General features: G+C 36.4%; 3 protein-coding genes. All 3 read left to right on the top strand.

The window, feature by feature from the left end:
- The first annotated feature begins 382 nt into the window (after positions 1-382).
- The 3 genes from ACJMML_RS04940 (at position 383) to ACJMML_RS04930 (ending at position 2,572) form a co-directional block, all read left to right on the top strand.
- Positions 383-1,537: a hypothetical protein gene (locus tag ACJMML_RS04940; RefSeq protein ID WP_405306259.1), complete on the top strand. Its 1,155-nt coding sequence runs from the start codon at positions 383-385 to the stop codon at positions 1,535-1,537.
- Between the two features lies 1 nt (position 1,538).
- Entirely contained in the window at positions 1,539-2,315 is a 777-nt protein-coding gene (locus tag ACJMML_RS04935; RefSeq protein ID WP_405306257.1) for a hypothetical protein, read from the top strand.
- A gap of 65 nt (positions 2,316-2,380) precedes the next feature.
- Complete coding sequence (locus tag ACJMML_RS04930; protein WP_405306256.1) at positions 2,381-2,572, top strand: hypothetical protein; 192 nt, start codon at positions 2,381-2,383, stop codon at positions 2,570-2,572.
- The last annotated feature ends 25 nt before the right edge of the window (positions 2,573-2,597 follow it).

Genomic DNA, 2,597 nt, shown 5'->3' with positions numbered 1-2,597 from the left:
TCTATTCACCCAGGCCTCCCCACACACGCCTCCGCTTACGCTCCGGCGTGGGGGTCGGCCTGGGCGAATTGGCTCGCTTATAACATGGGTATGGCAAGGTTGCTCTAGTCTGGGCAAATCCTTAATAGTACTGTTAATGTAATCAAAACTAATTTTCAAAACTATCATTTAGTGTGGTGGTGTTGACATTAACATCCCATATATTTAAAAACAAACTTGGTTCAACTCGTGCATATATATCGCAGGGTAAAAGAATTCAAGTTCCAAATATGGTATCGTTAATGTTATGTTAATATTACTTTTTTTATTATATTATTTATATAAAAAGGATAATAAAATATTAATCATGACATTGCAAAAAAAATTACAGATAAATATCGTCATGAGTAACTACAACCAAAGAAGCGGTAGCTATTCATCCAACTATGATTATATCTTATTAGATTCATTAGCCAGTAGTTCTTACTCCAATTTATTCAGAAGCGATTTGAAGAATCTAAAAATCAAAACCAAAAACAATACTGAATGTCAGGTATTGTACATTCCATCTTATGGATCTCAACCAGCAGCCATTCTAGTTAGAGTTCCTGTCAGTCAGATTTCACAAACCACAAAGCTATTGCTGGATGTTCATGATACTTCAACGGCCTTCGGTAGCTCTTTAACAACTGGTAATGAGGTGTTAATGTTTGATGCAAATTCTGATACATACTCAAACTTTTTCATGAACTACTCAGGTTTAAGCATCAACAATGACTCAACAGATGGTGGAAGATTTCTCAGAGCCAGATTTGTTCCAAGCCTTGATGGAAGCTCTCCAACTTCATTATTTACAACAGTTGCCTCTGGAAGTAGTTTATCAAACAATCGTGTTACTGTTGCAAGATTTAAAAGAATTGGAGGTAATGTTGATGTTAATGACAATGCAACATATCATGGCTCAACAATGGGAAGTGTCATGATGCAGGTTGACGGAAGTCTCACAACCTATGGGATTGACACAAAAGTTACTTCTCTCAACTGGGCCAGCAGTAACAAAAACTATTTGATGTTTAACGGTGCCAAAACTTTAGTTCAGGTTTCATCATGGGATGCTTACAACAGTGGCAGTGATGATGAAGGAAGTTATAAACAGTACCATATTCATGGAAGAGTGGGAAATGGTTTTTCATCTAGTAGTGATTATTTAGAAGGTTTCAGCCGAAATAATCCAACTAAAATTTATGACAATGATTTCGCTGAAGTGGAGATCTCTCCAACATTTTATGCAACAACTGAATTTGAAGATTTCAATTATGTTGATCTAAAATGGCTATTGATATTTCCATCACCTATAATTGGAGCTAATGGAATTCCAACAGTAACAGTAACAGAAAGAACTAAAACAGGAATTAGGTTATACAAAGGAAGCCATGAATACACTAAGGCCTACAGGGGCTCAACGTTAATGTGGGACGCTAATGATGAGGACATGGAAGATACTGGACTTCACATTCCAGATAAAATAATTAACAAGAATTGGGATTGGGTGTTTTAAAATGATAATTGATTATGATGTAAACTCAACAATTGGACATGGCCGTGGGTATCCAACAGGACTTGAACATTCAGAGAAAATGGATGTAATAGCTTGTCTACTTGATGAGGGAGATAGAAGCTATGTTAATGAAGAGCATACAGCTTGGATTTGTTCTAATCAATGTGCTGTGGGTGAAATGGTAACGTTGGATGAATCATCCACAATGGAGCATACAATTGTCAGAAAAGCCAAAGCGGGCGAACTTGCTTTCGGATATCTGTTAGGTAAAGTGCAGGTCAAGACTTCTGGATTAACTTTAGTGGCTGTGGCTGTATTGGGTGATGTTTTCAGATTGAAACTCAAAAGACCAGCGACTGCAGATATATTGCCGAATACCAGAATCTACATTGACAGTGACGGTGAATGCAATCCTGTACAAGGTCATGATTTAAGACTGCTTTCAATCGTTAATCTAACGGAAAATGAGGATACGCAGTACATTAGAGTTTATAGGCAAATGTCAGAAATCGAAATGTATCCTGAATCTCAGAATTGTATTGATCTTGGGGACTGCTCATTTGAACAGGATGAAATAACTCATGTAGTCAATATGATCATTCCCTCAGAATCCAACATCATGGCGCAGGCCAATTACGTCAAGGATGCAGATGGTGTCACCTATTGTGAGCTTCCGGATGTAGCTATTGTCAATGATGTCAGATTCGTTTGGGAAGATAACAAGCTATACATGGAATGGGATGGCTGTGATGATGGCAAAGATATATATCTTATATAAAATAGATAATAAAATATATAATAAATTATATAATAAAATATATAATATTAAAGTGAGGTTATAACATGACAATAAGGAAACTGGTAGGAACTTTGGAAAATAAAGGCCCATACATTGACGCTTCAACAGGCCATTGGTTTTACTGGAATGGAACTAGATATGTCGATAGTGGTTATCCTTACGCTGTTAAACCTGTAATATCATTTAAAATCGAAGATGGAATTTTATACTACTCAATAACTTGGGAGGCACAATGAAATACATAAAATACTTTGAAACGTT

Source organism: Methanobrevibacter sp. (assembly GCF_045130115.1).
GTDB lineage: Archaea > Methanobacteriota > Methanobacteria > Methanobacteriales > Methanobacteriaceae > Methanocatella.
This window is presented reverse-complemented; position numbering and strand designations above follow the sequence as displayed.